The sequence below is a fragment of the Bacteroidota bacterium genome (assembly GCA_039714315.1).
In the GTDB taxonomy this organism is placed as follows: domain Bacteria; phylum Bacteroidota; class Bacteroidia; order Flavobacteriales; family JADGDT01; genus JADGDT01.
On record JBDLJM010000258.1, the window covers coordinates 1 to 2,152 of the forward strand.

Annotated in this window: 1 protein-coding gene; it reads right to left on the reverse strand. The window is 34.5% G+C overall.

Annotated features, from left to right (window positions below):
• Positions 1–2,152: GH92 family glycosyl hydrolase (locus ABFR62_14145; GenBank protein MEN8139558.1), on the reverse strand; the 2,152-nt coding region annotated here is incomplete at both ends.

The following is a 2,152-nucleotide window of genomic DNA, read 5'->3' on the forward strand; positions in this document are numbered from 1 at the left end:
CCGTTATAAAACAGGGCATTCATTGGTATTTCCTGTTTGTCAATTCCAGCACCTTTCCAACTAAGCTTAAGTGCTTTTCCGCCACCTGCCTGAAAATATTTTATTTTAATTTTGTGATAACCTTCATAAAGAGCCAAGCTACCTGATAATTCTTTTGCAATATGGTAACTATCGTTCTCTATAACCTGTTTCTCATCAATAATAAGAGTGCTACCATCATTTGATTCGAGGTAAAAAGTATAAATACCTTTTTTCGGTACTTTTAAATAAGCTTCAAAAACAAATGCGAAATACCCATCTCTTTTTCTACCATCAATAGAAACTTTAGGGCATATTCCACTTTCTACAGGTTTAAATTCTTCTATCTGTTCAACGCTGTGATATGCGGCTTCGTAATAATTATATTTGACACCTTTTTTTATGTTTTTTGGTTGAGCTACTCTATTGAAATCAGCTTTTTGAAAATCACCAACAACAACTATACTCGGCTTAAAGCCATCTTTATAAGCTCTAAATTTAATTGAGGTGCTCTTATTAATATTAACAGGCTTTTTATATTCAGACGAATTTATATTTGGAGTACTTCCATCTGTTGTATAAAATATTTGTGCATTCTGATCATCACATTTCAATTCTACTTTAGTGTTTTCTCTAAATAACTCATCCCCTAAATTTATATATGGTACAGAAACAACCCTTTCTCCGTTAACAGTTGGCGGATAACCACTTTCTGCGGAAGCCCAACTCTCATTAGGTGTATTTCCCATCACAAAAAGTAATTCTCCTCCATTCATAATATCAGCATGATTAAGGTATGATTTATTATACACCTTACCATTTAATTCAAGCGATTGTATATATATGTTTTCAGGCGATTGATTTTGTGCTATAACCTTAAATTTCTTTCCATTTTCGAGGTTAATTACTGCTTTATCAACAAGCGGGCTACCAATAACATACATTTCCTGTCCGGGATTGAAAGGATAAAAGCCCATAGCACTAAACATGTACCATGCACTCATTTGTCCGCAATCTTCATTACCTGTTAAACCATCAGGAATATCGCTGTAATGCTCCTGAAGAATTTTTCTGACTATTCGCTGACTCTTCCACGGTTTACCAACATAATTGTACAAATAAGGCATATGATGATCAGGTTCGTTTCCGTGAACATATTGTCCTATAACTCCTCCATGATCATAGCTATTATCAGGATTTTCCAAAGTAAAAAAATCATCAAGCCACAAATCAAATTTACTTTCTCCTCCGCTAAGTTCAATTAATCCCTTTGTATCGTGTGGAACAAAAGTATATTGAAAAGCATTCCCTTCGCTATAGTTCGAATTCACATAAGGATTAAAAGGCTTAAACCATGTGCGGTCGGAATATTTACCCCTCATCAATTTTGTTTCGGAATCGAATACATTTTTATAAAATTGAGCACGGGCATTGAAATATTCATAATCGTCTTTCTTTCCAAGTTTTTCTGCAAGTGTTGCAACACACCAATCATTATAAGAATATTCAAGTGTTTTTGATACCGATTCGCCTTCCAAATCACAAGGAATATATCCGAGATTTTTATAATAATTCAGACCATAATCGTTTGACATCATGGTATTTTTCATCGCTTCGTAAGCCTGTTCAACATCAAAATCATCTATCCCTTTTATATATGCGTCTGTTATTACCGAAGTTGCATGATACCCCAACATTCCATCGTAAGTACTACCTGTTAAAGGCCATTGTGGCAATCGCCCCCTTCCTTCATAAAGCTTTATCATAGATTTTATAAAATCGACAGAACGTTTTTGATCGATAATTGTAAACAACGGATGCCACGCTCTAAAAGTATCCCATAAAGACAAAGCTGTGTAATAAGTAAAGTCATCAGATTGGTAAATATTATTTTCAGCTCCAACGTATCTACCATCGGCATCCATAAAAATCTGTGGAGCTAAGCAGGAGTGATACATAGAGGTATAAAAGATCCTTTTTATTTCTTTACTTGATGATTCAATTTCAATCTTACTGAGTTCCTTTTCCCAAATATCTTCGGCATTTTTTACAACTCCGTCGAAATCCCAATTATCAATCTCAGCTTTCAGGTTTTTTCTAGCTCCTTCCATATCAACAGCTGAAATTCCTACTC